13 protein-coding genes are annotated in these 15,773 nt (G+C 34.8%); 6 read left to right on the top strand and 7 right to left on the bottom strand.

Translation table 11 applies throughout. The features are described 5' to 3' along the window. Positions 1 to 124 precede the first annotated feature (124 nt). Both BWGOE10_RS02735 and BWGOE10_RS02740 read right to left on the bottom strand, forming a co-directional pair. Positions 125 to 649 carry a DUF4871 domain-containing protein gene (locus BWGOE10_RS02735; protein WP_070140818.1) on the bottom strand — a complete coding sequence of 175 codons (525 nt, stop codon included), beginning with the start codon at positions 647 to 649 and terminating at the stop codon, positions 125 to 127. A gap of 180 nt (positions 650 to 829) precedes the next feature. Further along, positions 830 to 1,756: a DMT family transporter gene (locus BWGOE10_RS02740; RefSeq protein WP_070140819.1), complete on the bottom strand. Its 927-nt coding sequence runs from the start codon at positions 1,754 to 1,756 to the stop codon at positions 830 to 832. A gap of 120 nt (positions 1,757 to 1,876) precedes the next feature. Here BWGOE10_RS02740 and BWGOE10_RS02745 point away from each other — a divergent pair, with 120 nt between their 5' ends. Continuing rightward, on the top strand, positions 1,877 to 3,277 hold the full coding sequence (locus BWGOE10_RS02745) for a PLP-dependent aminotransferase family protein (protein WP_070140820.1): 1,401 nt from the start codon (positions 1,877 to 1,879) through the stop codon (positions 3,275 to 3,277). Positions 3,278 to 3,310: 33 nt separating this feature from the next. On the opposite strand, the gene BWGOE10_RS02750 is transcribed toward BWGOE10_RS02745, so the two are convergent. The 3 genes from BWGOE10_RS02750 to BWGOE10_RS02760 all read right to left on the bottom strand — a co-directional run bounded on the left by BWGOE10_RS02750 (position 3,311) and on the right by BWGOE10_RS02760 (position 6,136). Next, the gene (locus BWGOE10_RS02750; RefSeq protein WP_000351212.1) at positions 3,311 to 3,823 is read right to left on the bottom strand and encodes a GNAT family N-acetyltransferase; all 513 of its coding nucleotides are present in this window, start codon (positions 3,821 to 3,823) and stop codon (positions 3,311 to 3,313) included. 145 nt (positions 3,824 to 3,968) lie between these two features. Beyond that, a complete protein-coding gene (locus BWGOE10_RS02755) occupies positions 3,969 to 5,432 on the bottom strand; it encodes a sensor histidine kinase (RefSeq protein WP_070140821.1) in 1,464 nt (487 codons plus the stop codon). Between the two features lie 32 nt (positions 5,433 to 5,464). Then, a complete protein-coding gene (locus BWGOE10_RS02760) occupies positions 5,465 to 6,136 on the bottom strand; it encodes a response regulator transcription factor (protein ID WP_002063734.1) in 672 nt (223 codons plus the stop codon). 329 nt (positions 6,137 to 6,465) lie between these two features. On the opposite strand from BWGOE10_RS02760, the gene BWGOE10_RS33675 reads away from it, so the two are divergent. Beyond that, complete coding sequence (locus BWGOE10_RS33675) at positions 6,466 to 6,588, top strand: hypothetical protein (RefSeq protein WP_002125145.1); 123 nt, start codon at positions 6,466 to 6,468, stop codon at positions 6,586 to 6,588. 361 nt (positions 6,589 to 6,949) lie between these two features. Here BWGOE10_RS33675 and BWGOE10_RS02765 read toward each other — a convergent pair whose 3' ends face one another. Next, positions 6,950 to 7,456, bottom strand: a complete 507-nt coding sequence (locus BWGOE10_RS02765) for a GNAT family N-acetyltransferase (RefSeq protein WP_070140822.1) — start codon at positions 7,454 to 7,456, stop codon at positions 6,950 to 6,952. A gap of 235 nt (positions 7,457 to 7,691) precedes the next feature. Beyond that, on the bottom strand, positions 7,692 to 8,498 hold the full coding sequence (gene fdhD, locus BWGOE10_RS02770; protein ID WP_070140823.1) for a formate dehydrogenase accessory sulfurtransferase FdhD: 807 nt from the start codon (positions 8,496 to 8,498) through the stop codon (positions 7,692 to 7,694). A 298-nt stretch (positions 8,499 to 8,796) separates the two neighbouring features. Between fdhD and fdhF the strand changes: the two genes are divergently transcribed. The 4 genes from fdhF (at position 8,797) to ald (ending at position 15,767) form a co-directional block, all read left to right on the top strand. Next, positions 8,797 to 11,739 (top strand): formate dehydrogenase subunit alpha, encoded by a 2,943-nt coding sequence (gene fdhF / locus BWGOE10_RS02775; protein ID WP_070140824.1) that lies wholly within the window; start codon positions 8,797 to 8,799, stop codon positions 11,737 to 11,739. Between the two features lie 12 nt (positions 11,740 to 11,751). After that, entirely contained in the window at positions 11,752 to 12,234 is a 483-nt protein-coding gene (locus BWGOE10_RS02780; protein WP_070140825.1) for a DUF1641 domain-containing protein, read from the top strand. A gap of 158 nt (positions 12,235 to 12,392) precedes the next feature. Then, positions 12,393 to 14,264 carry a glycerophosphoryl diester phosphodiesterase membrane domain-containing protein gene (locus BWGOE10_RS02785; protein ID WP_070140826.1) on the top strand — a complete coding sequence of 624 codons (1,872 nt, stop codon included), beginning with the start codon at positions 12,393 to 12,395 and terminating at the stop codon, positions 14,262 to 14,264. Positions 14,265 to 14,633: 369 nt separating this feature from the next. Then, positions 14,634 to 15,767: an alanine dehydrogenase gene (gene ald, locus BWGOE10_RS02790; protein ID WP_070140827.1), complete on the top strand. Its 1,134-nt coding sequence runs from the start codon at positions 14,634 to 14,636 to the stop codon at positions 15,765 to 15,767. The last annotated feature ends 6 nt before the right edge of the window (positions 15,768 to 15,773 follow it).

Raw genomic sequence — 15,773 nt, forward strand, 5'->3', positions numbered from 1 at the left:
TCATCTCTCATCTCTCCTCGTTTCATTTCTTACTTTAAGTATAAGAGAAGAGAGATAATTCAACTATCGAAGTACATGACGTCGAAATTACATTGTTGTAAGGAAATGTTTTAGTTTTGTCACTTTACTCAGCATTGATTACAAACTGATCATAATATTTCTCATTCACATATATATTTAATACCCATAATCCAGATGAAGGTAGTGACATTACGAGAGGGAGTTCCTTTATGGTTGTATCGACTGTATTTGAAGTAGTCCAAGTTTGTTTGGAAGTTTCTTTTTGAAAGAGTACTGGTGTTGGAGTTACAGTTCCTTGTTTTAACACGATAATAGATAGTTTTCCAGTTGGCATTTCAGGATCTAGGAAGAACCACATTAATTCATTTTGTTCATTTGCGATAATAGAGCTATCAGCCATTGCAATTTTTCCTTCAATGCCTTTTAAGGGCATCTTCCCCTCTGTAAAGGAAGGTGCTTCTTCCCAATTTACATCTTTTAAAACACTAAGATGAAAAAAGGAAGGTGCGTTAATTTGAGAGGATGACGTTTCTAGTACTTCTTTTTTAGGTACATTTGAATCTGGTTGCACTTGCGCGCAGCCAGTAATGAGGAAGGAGAAAAGTAGCATAGTTCCGATTTTTTTCATGGTGCCACACTCCTAATTTTTATTGTTAGTGTAATTGTATTTGCTAGCAGGCGGGACAATTCCTTTAAATCGTAAAAAGAGGTCGTAAGTTTTGTACGACCTCTTTTGACATTTTCTATCCCGATTGGTGAGGGCTAATAATCAGTGGGGGATGGACCCCCCACTGATTAAAGTTTCACTTTATATTTGTTCAGTTGAAAAGGTTGGTTCTCTCTCTTTTTGAGGCATTGTTAAGAAAATAACAGAAAGAACGATACATACTCCGCCTAATAATTGATATGCTCCAAAAAATTCATTAAGCCAAGCGATTGAAACGATGGCAGTTACAAGTGGTTCAATGCTAGATAAAATACTTGTTTCTGTTGCTGCTAAATATTTAAGACTACCGATATAAAGTAGGAAAGAAAGAGTGCCACTTATAATGATAAGAATAAGCATAGAAAATGTTTGAAGTGTGAAAGTTTGCGAAATCTGATTCCATCCAAAAGAACGATTACAAATAAGCAGTGCAATCCCTCCAATTAACATCCCCCAGCCAATTACTATAGTTGTTCCACATTCTTTAATAAGAGAAGCCGGATGAAGGGTATAAAACGCAAAACCAATCGCTGTTAATAGGCCGAAAGTGATAGCTGCTTTAGATAAAACAATATTTTCAATTGAACCGTTTGTAATAATAAAGTATGTCCCTGCTAGAGCAGTTATAATTGCGAGTATTTGCATAGAAGCAGGGAATTTCTTTTGCTCAAACGCAACGTAAATTGTAATAAGAACAGGACCTAGAAATTGAAATAATGTTGCTGTGACCGCGTTACTAATATGAACTGTTTCGATAAAGGCGTATTGCGCACCAAGCATGCCGAGAATAGAGAAAATAACAAGTTGTATAGAATGTCTAGGGTGTTTCCAAATTTGAAATATATTTTGTTTTTTTATAAGTAAGAAAGATAAAATGAATAATCCTGCAAGCAACAAGCGAATTGTTAAAAAATCAATTGATGATACGTTCGTATGTTGAAATAACCACTGAATCATCGGGCCAGATAATCCCCACAAGGTAGCTCCTGTAATAATCATAATGAGTCCAATACGTCTACTATTGTTCATTATCATGCATCTCCTCTCGAGTATTTGATTTTTTATGTGTGACATGATAAAAGGAATTATATATAACTTCTGGTACTGTAAAAAGTATCAGATTTCAGTTTTATTAAGGGGTCAGATATTATGTTAGAATTAACGCCTAATTTAAATATGAATAGTAAAAAGGCATTGTATGTGCAGTTGTATGAGTATATAAAAAAAGAAATTAAAGATGGGACGATTGTACCTGTTACGAAGTTACCAGCTAAACGAAAGTTAGCAACACATTTACAAGTAAGTAAAAATACAGTAGAGGCGGCTTATGAGCAATTACTTGCAGAAGGTTATATTGAGTCTATATCGAGAAAAGGTTATTTTGTATGTAAGATTGAGCAAATGGTTCATGTAGAAGAAATTGAAGAGAAAGTAGAAGAAGTACCGTTTCAGGAGAAGTATTATAAATTTGATTTCACACAAACAGGAGTCGATACGAATGCTTTTCCGTTCAATATGTACCGTAAACTTATAAATGACGTATGGCAGCCACATAATAATGATTTGCTTTTTCTTGGGCATCCTCAAGGGGAATCGAGCTTAAGAGAAGAAATTGCGAACTATTTGTATGAATCTAGAGGTGTGCGTTGTTCAGCTAGTCAAATTGTATTAGGAGCGGGAACACAAATATTAGTGAAGCTACTATTTCAATTGCTAAAGGGGAGCTATTATGCAGTTGAAAATCCAGGGTATCATAGGAAAATGGTTGTTTTTGAACAGGGAGAAAAAAGAGTTCAAATGTTATCTTTAGATAGGGATGGAATTTGTATTGCAGATTTAGAAAATAGCGATGCGAATGTTGTATTTGTTACACCTTCTCATCAGTTCCCGTATGGAATGATTATGCCTATCACGAGAAGGATGCAGCTTTTACAATGGGCGAAGAAAGAAGAAGGTAGGTTTATTATTGAAGATGATTACGATAGTGAATTTCGCTACTCAGGAAAGCCAATACCAGCACTGCAAGGGTTAGATACAGATGGGAAAGTTATTTATATGGGGACGCTATCGAAAGCATTGTTGCCATCGTTACGGATGAGCTATATGGTATTACCAAAGAAATTAATTGAAAAGTATCAAAAGCAATATTTGTTTTATACACAAAGTGTTTCAAGAATGGACCAAGAAGTGATTAGAAGGTTTTTAAAGGAAGGCCATTGGGAAAAACACATTCATAAAATGCGTGTCGTCTATCGAAAGAAGAGAGATCGACTTGTTTTTGAAATAGAGAAGTATTTTTCTAATCGTGTTGAAGTGATAGGAGAAGATTCGGGATTACACATTTTATTAAAAGTGCATAATGGAATGCGGGAAGAAGAATTAATTAAAGAAGCCGCGAAATATAGTATTAAAATATATCCTGTTTCTACGTACTATAAAGACGGTACTGCATGGGAAAATGTAGTCCTACTTGGGTTTGCGATATTATCAGAAGAAGACATTGCGAAAGCGATTCAATTATTAAATAAGGCATGGTTTAGAAGAAAATAAAAAACATCCTCATACGTAAGAGGATGTTTTTTATTATTTATTTTCATCTAGGAATAAGACCATATGCTCTTCATCCCAATATTGTCCGTTATATTTTAATGAGCGTTCTTGCACACCAAATGTTTTAAATCCTAATGACTCATAAAGTTTTTTTGCACCATCGTTGCCAACAACAACATCAAGCATAACTTGTTCTACTTCTAAAGATTTAGCAAGCTCAAGACATTCTTTAATAAGTGCTTTTCCTGCTCCAAGTCCGCGTGCTTTTGGAGACACGTATACTGAACCAATTTTTGCTTTATGTTCTTGTTTTACATATGGTTTCGTTTCCAGTGTTGCAACTCCGATTAATTTTCCATCTTTAAATGCACCTAGTGTATAGTTCTCATCTTGTGCTAATTTTTGGGCTTTATATTCAATAGCACACTCTTTATTAATAATATCTTCATAAGAAGAGCTGAAAGCTTCCGGGTTTTGTTTTAATCCTTCTACTCGAAGTTCTAAGTAAATTTCCGCTTCGTCTTTTGTTAATACATGGATATCCAATTATATCACCCTCCAAATCTTTTACAGTTGTACCTATATTTTATATTGAAATAAGAATAATTTCAAAAGCTTAGCTTATAATAGTTGGTTTATAAATAAAATAGCACCAGTAGTGTTGACTACTACTGGTGATTTCACGCATATATTATTCAAATGGTAATTCAATTATAAATGCTGTTCCGACTTCTAATTCACTTTTAACTTCAATAGAACCATTATGAAGTTCTACAATTTCTTTTGCAACAGCCAGTCCGATACCTTTTCCTCCTGTAGCTCGTGTTCTGGATTTATCGACACGGTAAAAGCGATCGAAAACATGTGGGATATCTTCTTCAGGAATACCTTCACCTTCATCTTGTACACTTATTGTAAAAGTATTCGTATTGGCGAGTACACGTATTGTTATAGAAGTATTTTCTAGTGAATGTTGATAAGCGTTATGCAACAAATTTAACATAACTTGTTCCATACGTCTTTCGTCTATACAAACTTCTAAATCTTCTTTGCAATATACATGAAGTTGCATTTGTTTGTTCGTTAATGTTGTTTTTGTTTTTTCAACCATTCGCTCTAAAAATGGTCTAAGAAGCATTTTTTGTTTTTTTATAACAAATTGGTGCTGCTCTAATTGTACAAGCATAAATAAATCTTGTACAAGGTTGGTTACACTATCCGTTTCGTCTTCAATGATTTGTAAGTATTCTTCACGTTCTTCTTTCGTTAGAGAATCTCTTTTTGCTACCTTTGCATAACCTTTCATATAGGTTAATGGAGTTAGTAATTCATGCGCTACACTAGCGAGAAATTCGTTTCGTTCTTTTTTCATATACGTAAGTTCACTAGATAAATCTTCAATCGTTTTTGCTAAGCTTCCAAGTTCATCATTTCGTTTAATTCCTAATTGAATCGGCTTATTTAATTTTGACATTTTTTCTGTCGCCCGCTTCATTTTTATAAGCGGTTCTGTAATAACACGAGAAAAAACAAAGACAGAAATAGTAGTTAAAATAATTGTCAAAACACTAATGATAAGAAATTGATTCATGAGTTTAAGTAACATATTTTCTAAGAAAGATGTCTTTAATAACATATATAACTTACCTTGAAATCCTTGAATTTCCAGCGGGCTTACTGTTGAGATGAATTTTGATTTTTTCCAGTTTTTTTCAACGATTAATCCACCTTCTGGGATAGTCTCTGTTTTACAAGTAAGTTGTTTTTGCATTTCTTTCGTTACGGGTTCTGAGGTAGAAATAATTTTGCCGTTATTGTCTGTTATAATGATAGCTATATCAGAGTTAGCAATTAATTCTGATTCAACTAAGTGTTCAGCCTCAGTGTTGATATCAAACTCGGGGTACACAGCACGTTTAGGCCGTTTACTGTGTTCAGCGCTTTCTGGGAGTTTCTTTTCTTTAGAATATGCACCCCACTTCGCGCGGTTTTTAATCATTTTACTATAGCGATTTCCTTTCTCTAAAAGAGCAAGAGTTTCCTCTTCAATGCGTATGTTTGAAAGGTTCTTATAAAAAGATACGAAAGCAATTGTTTCAATACATAAAGCTAATATTAAAAAGTATGTCCCAACTTTAAGGGAAAGTTTGCTCATTTTCTCACCATACCTTATTTCATATAAAGTAATTATTCATTTTTCCATTTATATCCGACTTTATAGACTGTCTCTAAGTAATCTTCAACTGGAAATCCTTTTTTGCGTAACTTATCCCGTATATTACGAATATGTGAATCGATAGTTCTGTATTCGATGTCTGTTTGATAGCCCCAAATCTTTTCGATTAAATCGTCTCGGCTGTAAGCACGGTTTGTATTTTGTAAAAATAGTCCAAGTAACGAAAATTCGATAGGAGTTAGCGAGATTTTTTCGTTATAAACTGTGACAGTATGTTTCGTTTTATCCCACTCAATACCATTGAAGCTAACAAAGCTATCTTTCTTTGTGCGACGTAATATAGCCTCGATTCGCGCGACTAATACATGTTCATCGAATGGTTTTGTAATATAGTCATCTGCTCCCATGGTCAGGCCTTTGACCATATCATAATTTTGGTTGCGAGCCGTTAGCATAATAATTGGAACGTTGGAAATTTGACGGATTTGATAGCAAGTATCCCACCCATCCATATTCGGCATCATAACATCTAATAAAATAATATCGAAGTCCTTTTGTTCGATTAATTCTAGCGCTTCAAGGCCAGAAGTAGCTTTCATACAAAAATAGCCACGAGGGCTTAAGAACAGATCTAATAATCGTAACATACGTTCTTCATCGTCTACTAATAAAATTTTCACCATAATCTTGTGCACCCCAAACTATTCATTCTACTTGTATAGTTTACATGAAAATAATAAAAAACTCTTTTTATGTGATTGAATGGATGGCTGATTTTTTCAATCAGGGCAATTGACATAAAAAATGCACTAGTTTTGCACAACTATTTTTTATAATAGAAAACGTAGCGACACAAATACCCTATGTTGCGACATAACGTCATGTCATTTTATTTATAAAATGACAATTCCATTCTATTGTGTATGTGAGATAGAGAGGGTTTTCGTATTCACCTCGCATCGGATAAGAAAAATTTCCTATCTCACACTTTTTTTAAAAGGGGATTGTACACATGAGTAAAAAAGTAGAGCATTTACAAAAAGAAAAGCAAGATCGTAATGCGGTTGTAATGTGTGTTGCGGTATCTATGCTTATTATGATAAGTTGTGTAAATAAATTTTTCGGGATTTTATAATAGAAAAAAAGCTTATTGCCTCTTAAGAAGCAATAAGCTTTTTTTATGTGTTCTATATAATAAACCAAGGTAGAATGGCCAGTCCAGAAGTTACAATTGCTGTAGCAAATATTAAAAAGATAGCTTGTTTGTTTTGTTTCATGTTACATTCTCCTCTACATATCAATTGCGTGCTATACGTTCATGAAATAATCAGTGGGGGATGGAGCTCCCCACTGATTAAAGTTTCATTTTATATTTTTAGTATAACGAATGGAAAGGATTGGAACGATCGATAAAGGTGACATGAAGATTACATTGTTGTAATGAAAAAAGCATCTTAATTAATAAGAAGATGCTTTTGAAAAATTATATTAAAATGTTAATTATTTAAGAATAAAACCATATGCTCTTCGTCCCAATATTGGCCATTATGTTTTAAGGACCGTTCTTGCACACCGTAAGTTTGGAAGCCGAGGGACTCATATAATTTTTTTGCAGCTGTGTTATCAGCAACAACATCAAGCATGAGCTGTTCTACATGTAATTTATCGGCATTTTCAATAATCGCTTTAATTAAAGCTCGTCCTGCACCAAGACCACGCGCTTTTGGAGAAATAAAAACGGAGCCGATTTTTGCCTTATGCTCTTGCTTAATAAATGGCTTTGTTTCTAGAGTAGCAATACCGACTAAATCATTATCTTTGAAGACACCTAGAGTATACTTATCCGGATTGCTTAATCGCTTTGCCATAGCAGCGACAGGGTTTTCATGTTTAAGAACATCTTCATAAGAAGAGCTAAAAGCCTCAGGGTTTTTCGTTAAACCTTCCATACAAACTTTCAAATAAATTTCTGCGTCCTCTGTTGTTAATAAGCGAATTTCCATAGTTGTAACCTCCTAGATTGATTCAAATTTAATTCATTAACTTTGTAAGATTAAGTTTAGTTAAATGTATTCTGTGACTATTCTTTCTTAATTTGTAAAAGAATGAAAAGATTATGCTACTATGTTTTTATTTTATTTATGTAATGAAATTATATATTAACTTCATTAACTATTCAAGTGATATATATATTACATTTTTATAACTAAAATAACTCCTCAATTGAGGAGTTATTTTTTAATTGTTCGATTGATAACCATCGATTCGCTCTGGATGTGTATAAATATTGCAAGATCCATTTCGAATAAATCCTACTACGGTAATACCTAAATCATGGGCGAGTTGCAGAGCTAGTTTAGTTGGAGCTGATTTAGATAGAACAATTTCGCAACCTATTTTTGAAACCTTTAACAAAATTTCAGATGAGATGCGTCCGCTAAACGCAATGATTTTCCCTTGAATAGATATATTGTTTCGTAAACAATGACCGTATATTTTATCTAGCGCATTATGTCTTCCAATATCCATTCTTGATAAAAGAATGTTATTTCGATCACATAGAGCGGTATTATGTACACCACCCGTTTGGCGAAATGTAGTTGAAGATTGTTGTAAGGAAGTCATTAGGTGAAAACATTCTTCCGGAGTAATAGTTATATGTATATCATGTAACTTTTTTGCTTTTGCTGCATCGTTGACGAAAACAAAACCTTGTCTACTTTTTCCGCAACAAGAAGTTACGTACCGTTTATTATATAAAGTTTGATAGAGCGGATTAATTTTTGATGATTTTACATGGACAATTCCGTTTTCTTTTTGGAACCATAATTCTTCAATATCTTTATAAGAAGAAATAATTCCTTCAGAAATTAAAAAACCGATTACCATATCTTCAATGTAATTAGGAGTGCATACAACTGTTACGTATTCTTCGCTATTTAATTTAATTGTAATAGGAGATTCCGTAACAACCTCATCGGTTTGTTTTGAAAATGTACCAGATTGATAGCGTACAATTGTATATGTTTCTTGAATAGGCCCCATATTAAATTCCCCTTTATATGTATTTTTCTCCATATTTATCATAAAACATCGAAAAACCAAAAGCATCTACTAACAAGAAGATGGCAGATTATTTTGGTTATTATTGTATATGTACGATATAATAGATTTGTAGAATAGCGACATTTTCAAGCTTTCGTAGTTATACCTTATAACATCTAGAATCGACTTCCAAAGGAAAGTATTTCAACAGGGCGCTTCAAAAATATGTACAGCAACGCAGTTTTGAAAACGGATTCACAATTGTGTTGTACAGTTGGTTGTAAGGAGAGGGGAAACTATGACAGAACAGACAGTCCGTGTAACCGTTGATGGTAAAGAATTTTTCGCATCAGGTGAAAAGACGATACTCCAATTATTTAACGAAAGTAATTTAGAACATCCTCAAATTTGTCATGTACCAGAGGTAGATCCTATTCAAACTTGTGATACATGTATTGTAGAAGTGAATGGAAGTTTACTGCGTGCCTGTTCAACGAAGTTGGAAGATGGCATGCATATTGAGAGGCAATCGGAACGTGCGAAGGAAGCGCAAACTGAAGCGATGGATCGAATATTAGAGAATCATTTATTGTACTGTACGGTATGTGATAATAATAATGGTAACTGTAAAGTCCATAATACAGTAGATATGATGGGAATTGAAGAACAGAAATATCCATATGAACCGAAAGCAAGTGCATGCGAAGTGGATACGTCGCACCCATTCTATCGATACGATCCAAATCAATGTATTGCTTGTGGGCAGTGTGTAGAAGTATGCCAAAATTTACAAGTGAATGAAACTTTATCGATTGATTGGAGTTTAGACCGTCCACGTGTTATTTGGGACAATGGTGTGAGTATAAATGACTCGTCTTGTGTTAGCTGTGGGCAATGTGTAACAGTTTGTCCTTGTAATGCATTAATGGAAAAAACGATGCTAGGAGAAGCTGGATTTATGACTGGTTTAAAACCAGATGTGCTAAATCCAATGATTGATTTTGTAAAAGACGTAGAGCCTGGATATAGCAGTATTTTAGCAGTTTCAGAAGTAGAATCTGCAATGCGTAAGACGAAAATTAATAAGACAAAAACAGTTTGTACATTTTGTGGTGTAGGTTGTTCATTTGAAGTGTGGACGAAAGATCGTCAAATTTTAAAAGTGCAACCTGTTTCAGATGCACCGGTTAATGGTATTTCCACATGTGTAAAAGGCAAATTTGGATGGGACTTTGTGAACAGTGAAGAGCGTATTACAAAGCCGTTAATTCGCCAAGGGGATATGTTTGTTGAGGCTTCATGGGAAGAGGCTCTTGAAGTTGTTGCATCTAATATGCAACATATTAAATCAGAATATGGTAGCGATGCGTTTGGGTTTATTTCTTCTTCGAAAGTAACAAATGAAGAAAACTATCTTATGCAAAAACTAGCTCGTCAAATATATGGAACAAATAATGTAGATAACTGTTCCCGTTATTGCCAATCTCCAGCAACAGACGGTTTATTTAAAACTGTCGGTATGGGCGGAGATGCTGGAACAGTGAAAGATATTGCTGAGGCAGGTCTTGTTATTATTGTTGGTGCAAATCCAACAGAAGGACATCCTGTACTTGCAACTAGAGTGAAACGTGCTCATAAATTACATGAACAAAAACTAATTGTCGCAGACCTTCGTAAACATGAAATGGCGGAGCGTGCTGATATATTTGTTCACCCGAGTCAAGGGACGGATTATGTATGGCTTGCTGGGATAACGAAATACATTATCGATCAAGATTGGCACGATAAAAAGTTCATAGATGAAAATGTAAAGAATTTTGATGAATATAGCAAAATGCTAGAAAAATATACGCTTGATTATACTGAGGGAATTACAGGGATTTCTAAAGCTCAGTTAAAAGAAATGGCTCGTATGGTATATGAAGCAGATGGTACTTGTGTACTTTGGGGAATGGGTGTGACTCAAAATACAGGAGGAAGTACAACGTCGGCAGCAATTTCAAACTTACTTCTCGTTACAGGTAACTATCGTCGTTCTGGTGCCGGCGCGTATCCGTTACGCGGGCATAATAACGTACAAGGTGCTTGTGATATGGCGACATTACCGAACTGGCTTCCGGGTTATCAAGCGGTCTCAGATGATGTGCATCGTGCGAAGTTTGAAAAAGCATACGGTACTACCATTCCGAAAGAACCGGGATTAAATAATATCGCAATGTTACTTGCGGCCGAAGAAGGAAAACTGCGTGGTATGTATGTTATGGGAGAAGAAATGGCTTTAGTAGATTCAAATGCCAACCATGTACAACATATTTTAGCGAATTTAGACTTCCTTGTTGTTCAAGATATGTTCTTATCGAAAACAGCTCGCTTTGCCGATGTTATTTTACCGGCAGCACCAAGCTTAGAAAAGGAAGGAACATTTACAAATACAGAGCGCCGTATTCAAAGATTGTATGAAGTATTGAAGCCACTTGGTGATTCTAAGCCAGATTGGTGGATTTTACAAAAAGTAGCTCGCGCACTGGGCGGAGATTGGAATTATGGAAGTCCAAGTGAGATTATGGATGAAATTGCATCGCTTGCCCCGTTATACTCACAAGCAACGTATGACCGTTTAGAAGGCTGGAATAGTTTATGTTGGGGTAGCCATGATGGTAGCGATACACCATTATTATATGTAGATGGATTTAACTTCCCAGACAAACTAGCACGTTTATCATTAGATGAATGGGTTCCGCCGGTTGTAGCACCAGATGAGTATGATTTACTATTAAATAATGGCCGTATGCTAGAGCATTTCCATGAAGGAAATATGACGAATAAGTCGGCTGGAATTTTATCTAAAGTGTCTGAAGTATTTGTTGAAATTTCACCTGAACTTGCTAAAGAACGCAATGTGAAAGATGGTGGTCTTGTAGAATTAGCATCACCATTTGGGAAAATTAAAGTACAAGCGCTTGTTACAGATCGTGTAACTGGAAATGAGTTATATTTGCCGATGCATGCGACAGTAAATGAAGAGGCAATCAATATTTTAACAGGAACAGCAACAGATATTTATACGTGTACACCAGCTTATAAACAAACAATGGTGAAACTGCGCGTATTACGTGAAAAAGGAAATCGTCCGTTACCATCTTCAAACCCGAGAGATAAAAAACGTCATCCGCAAAATGGTGTTGAAATCGAGCAAAAGTGGCAAAGAAAACAATACGTATCACTTGTGGACCAGAATTAGGGGGCGGAGATCATGGCAAAAGAGATTACTTTAATTAAAAAGAAGGTTGTAACAGAAGAAGAAAAGAAACAGCAAGTAACAGATGAACTGTTAAATGATCTAGCTGAAAATAGAGAAGCAGTAGAAGAGACGATGCAGCTATTAGCGCAGTTGCAAAAAGCTGGAATTTTAGATGCAGCAATTAGTTTACTTGCTGCAAAAGAAGATGTTTCCAAAATAGCTGTTGAACAATTAAATCGTGAACCGGTAAAAAATGCATTAAACAATATGCTGGGGGCAGGAGAGGCGTTATCTTCAGTGGACCCAGAAATAACGAAACAAATAACATCTAGTTTAGTCACTGGATTACAATTTGCAACGGATGAGCTGAAAAACGGAAAGAAAACAAAAGTGATGGATTTCTTTAAAGTATTAAAAGATCCAGATATCAATAGGGCGATTACATTCGGTTTTAGTTTCTTAAAAGCATTTGGACAAGGATTAGAGAAAAAATAGAGTGAGTGAAAAAAGTGATGGGATTAGCCATCACTTTTTTCATTATATGTATAAGAGTGTTCATGTTAAGCGGAATATATTATTATTATTAAAAAGATGGATTGAAATTGGAAATGTGGAATCCATCTCAAATATAGTTTTAGAATGTGGAGGAATATATGCAACACCGTAAAAGACTATCTATACCAGGAGTAATGAGACATTCCTTTCAAACAGTACAATTTGCTTTTTGGAATGTGTTAACATTTCAGCTCGTCTATAAATTGTTAGCTGCAATTGTGTTTATCCCCCTCTTAGGTATTGTTTTCAATAAGTTATTGTACTTTGGTGGTTATGCAAATGCGACAAATGATGAATTAGTAGCATTTTTGAAAACACCATATGGGATTTTGGCGATTGTAATTTTATCGATACTAGCATTGTTTCTTATTTTTACAGAATTTGCAGTGCTTATTATTATTTCGTATTTCGCTCATAAAAGGCAAAAGGTAAGATTACGTCCGATTTTGTATAAAACAGTAACGTATTTACCTTCTCTTTTTACATATTGCTTACCAGGATTTGTGTTGTATGCAGTTGTGCTATTACCGCTATTAAGTATGGGATATAAATCTGCATTGATTCCTGAAATTCAAATTCCTAATTTTATTACAGGTGAACTATTTAAGACGACAATGGGTCAGGTTGGTTATTATGCTTTCTTTGCTGTAGTTGCTTATTTAAATCTTCGCTGGATTTTTGTGTTACCTATTATTGTTTTAGAAGAAAAGCCATTCCGCATAGCAGCACGTAAAAGTGCGAACTTAGTAAAAGAAAGCTTTTTTAAAGTGTTGTTCTTTTTAGTAGGAGTTTTTCTCTCTGTAGGGATGGTCTTTCTTTTGTTTATAGGAGTGTATTTACTCTGTTTATGGGGAGTATACGAATTTACGAACCCAGAAGGGACATTTGCACTGTTAGCAGAGTCAACGATTTCTGTCTTCTTAACGAGTACATTATATTTATTTAGCTTTATTGTGACGCCGTTTTATATTATGGCGTTAACAAGATTATATTTACAGAAAGTTCCGGTTGAAGATGTTTTATTAGAAGAAGGATTAGATTATTCAAAAACAAAAGCAGATAAATGTTTCTTCAAAAAACACCGTTGGAAATTTATTGGTGTATATGTTGTGGGGATTATTACTGCTGGAATGGTCGTTGCATTCATTGTCACTTTTATTTCAAACTCGTATAAAGAGCCAATTATTATGGCGCATCGTGGATATATATCAAAAGGTGTAGAGAATACGAAAGAAGCTGTGCAAGGTGCCATTGATGCAAAAGCAGACTATGCTGAAATAGATGTACTGCAAACGAAAGATGGCGAACTAGCGGTTATACATGATTTGAAGCTAAAGCGTCTTGCGAATGCGAATGTGCAGGTGTCAGATTTGACGATGGATGAGTTAAGTAAGCTTACTCTTAGTCAAGATGGATTCTCGGGACAAATAAGTACACTGGATGAAATTATCAAGCTGGCAAAAGGAAAAATAAAACTTAATATAGAAGTGAAACTTCACGGTAATGAGAAGGATTTCGTAAAGAGAGTACTAAAAACAATTAAAGACAACAATTTTGAGAAACAATGTGTAATTCAAACGTTACATTACCCGCTTATTAAAGAGTTTAAGCGTGCAAATCCGGATATAAAAGTAGGGTATGTATTGTTTGCAAGCAGAGCTAATTTAAAGAATGTACAGGCGGATTTCTATGTAGCAGAAGAATATATGTTAAATAAACGCCTAGTGAAAGAAGCGCGAAAGCTAAATAAACCAATTTACGTATGGACAGTAAATGATATGGAAAGTTTAAAGGCATATTATAAGTTAAACGTGGATGGTATCATTACCGATTACCCTGAAGACGCACGTGAAACAATTAAGATGTTAAAAGAGCAAGAAGATCATGAAAGTGATATGTTTGATAAAATTACTGAAACGACAGAAGATTTATTTTCGAAGTTATTTATGATTTACTCAGCTGCTGGCTAAATGCCAGTAGCTGTTTTTTTGTGAAAAGAATATATTTCTAAAGTATTGAACAAAGTAATAAGTGTATATGTATACGTCATTGCTTAGTTTTTTTACATTGTTACATTATTGTCAAATAATAAATAATTACTATGCATTTTGAATGGATATAATAGAAATAGAGTGATAGATGATGAAATGGTGCGAAGAACCCAACAAAATCAATGTTTAGTATATTTACACTATTCTAAATATATAAACTTTTAAAAAATAGTATGTTAGCGTTTTCATAACTTTTAAGTTATGCTAGAATAAGGACATAAGTTATTAATTATTTAAAAAAGAAAAAAGAATTCCTTTTTTCTGTTAATTATAAGGGGGCATTTCATTATGCGTATTGGGGTACCAGCAGAAATTAAAAACAACGAAAACCGTGTGGCAATGACACCAGCAGGTGTTGTACATTTAGTTCGTAACAATCACGAAGTATTCATTCAAAAGGATGCAGGTGTAGGATCTGGTTTCACAGATGCTCAGTATGTTGAAGCGGGAGCAAAAATTGTTGATACAGCTGAAGAAGCTTGGAACATGGAAATGGTTATGAAAGTTAAGGAGCCAGTTGAAAGCGAATACAAACACTTCAGTGAAGGTTTAATCTTATTCACATACTTACACTTAGCTCCAGAGCCAGAATTAACAAAAGCGTTAATTGAAAAGAAAGTTGTTGCTATCGCATATGAAACAGTACAATTAGAAAACCGTTCATTACCATTACTTGCACCTATGAGTGAAGTAGCTGGTCGTATGGCTGCGCAAATCGGTGCACAATTCCTTGAGAAAAACAAAGGCGGTAAAGGTATCTTACTTGCAGGTGTTCCAGGAGTTAAGCGTGGTAAAGTAACAATTATCGGTGGTGGACAAGCTGGTACAAATGCTGCTAAAATTGCAGTTGGACTAGGTGCGGATGTAACAATCATCGACTTAAGTGCAGAACGTCTTCGTCAATTAGATGACATTTTCGGAAACCAAGTAAAAACTTTAATGTCTAATCCTTACAATATTGCAGAAGCTGTAAAAGAATCTGATCTTGTAATCGGTGCAGTATTAATCCCAGGTGCAAAGGCGCCAAAACTTGTAACAGAAGAAATGATTAAATCAATGGAACAAGGTTCTGTTGTTGTAGATATCGCGATTGACCAAGGTGGTATTTTCGAAACAACTGACCGTATTACAACTCATGATAACCCAACTTATGAAAAACACGGCGTTGTTCATTATGCAGTTGCAAACATGCCAGGTGCGGTTCCACGTACATCAACTCTTGCATTAACAAACGTAACAGTACCATATGCAGTACAAATTGCTAACAAAGGCTACAAAGAAGCTTGCCTAGGCAACGCTGCATTATTAAAAGGTATTAACACATTAGATGGCTATGTAACATTCGAAGCAGTTGCAGAAGCTCACGGTGTAGAGTACAAAGGTGCTAAAGAATTATTAGAAGCAGAAACAGTATCTTGCTAATAGAAG

This window comes from Bacillus mycoides (assembly GCF_001757995.1).
Taxonomy (GTDB): Bacteria; Bacillota; Bacilli; order Bacillales; family Bacillaceae_G; genus Bacillus_A; species Bacillus_A mycoides_B.

Coding starts and splice junctions, on each gene's coding strand:
- BWGOE10_RS02735 (WP_070140818.1), bottom strand. CDS start 649: ATGAAAAAAATCGGAACTATGCTACTTTTCTCCTTCCTCATTACTGGC.
- BWGOE10_RS02740 (WP_070140819.1), bottom strand. CDS start 1,756: ATGAACAATAGTAGACGTATTGGACTCATTATGATTATTACAGGAGCT.
- BWGOE10_RS02745 (WP_070140820.1), top strand. CDS start 1,877: ATGTTAGAATTAACGCCTAATTTAAATATGAATAGTAAAAAGGCATTG.
- BWGOE10_RS02755 (WP_070140821.1), bottom strand. CDS start 5,432: ATGAGCAAACTTTCCCTTAAAGTTGGGACATACTTTTTAATATTAGCT.
- BWGOE10_RS02760 (WP_002063734.1), bottom strand. CDS start 6,136: ATGGTGAAAATTTTATTAGTAGACGATGAAGAACGTATGTTACGATTA.
- BWGOE10_RS33675 (WP_002125145.1), top strand. CDS start 6,466: ATGAGTAAAAAAGTAGAGCATTTACAAAAAGAAAAGCAAGATCGTAAT.
- BWGOE10_RS02765 (WP_070140822.1), bottom strand. CDS start 7,456: ATGGAAATTCGCTTATTAACAACAGAGGACGCAGAAATTTATTTGAAA.
- fdhD (WP_070140823.1), bottom strand. CDS start 8,498: ATGGGGCCTATTCAAGAAACATATACAATTGTACGCTATCAATCTGGT.
- fdhF (WP_070140824.1), top strand. CDS start 8,797: ATGACAGAACAGACAGTCCGTGTAACCGTTGATGGTAAAGAATTTTTC.
- BWGOE10_RS02780 (WP_070140825.1), top strand. CDS start 11,752: ATGGCAAAAGAGATTACTTTAATTAAAAAGAAGGTTGTAACAGAAGAA.
- BWGOE10_RS02785 (WP_070140826.1), top strand. CDS start 12,393: ATGCAACACCGTAAAAGACTATCTATACCAGGAGTAATGAGACATTCC.
- ald (WP_070140827.1), top strand. CDS start 14,634: ATGCGTATTGGGGTACCAGCAGAAATTAAAAACAACGAAAACCGTGTG.